This is a genomic window from Pseudoalteromonas sp. P1-9 (assembly GCF_001399975.1).
Lineage (GTDB): Bacteria > Pseudomonadota > Gammaproteobacteria > Enterobacterales > Alteromonadaceae > Pseudoalteromonas.
The window spans coordinates 1-296 of sequence record NZ_LKBD01000167.1 but is presented as its reverse complement, the minus strand read 5'-3'; the positions used below and the strand labels follow the sequence as shown (position 1 = coordinate 296).

The window sequence follows — 296 nt, the reverse complement described above, 5'->3', positions numbered from 1 at the left end:
ATGTTGCTGATGTAAACGTTGAAGCAGCTGCCCTTGAAGATGAAATAATCTCTGAAGAGTTAGACGAACCAGTAGAAGAATTTCTCGAAGAATCGCTAGATGAAGCACTCGAAGACTCGTTGGATGACGCACAAGCATCAAGTGAAGAGACGCTAGAGCAATTAGATGAACTTGATGCGATTGAGCCTGAAGCGGATGAGATAGAAGCGCTTGAATCTGATGAAGCGTCTAGTGAAGCTGATATCGCTGAAATTGATGTTGCTGATGTAAACGTTGAAGCAGCTGCCCTTGAAGAT

Annotated in this window: 1 protein-coding gene; it reads left to right on the top strand. The window is 43.6% G+C overall.

What is annotated here, in order from left to right:
- Positions 1-296 (top strand): hypothetical protein (locus AN214_RS22810; RefSeq protein ID WP_200911164.1); only part of this gene is annotated, 296 nt, incomplete at both ends.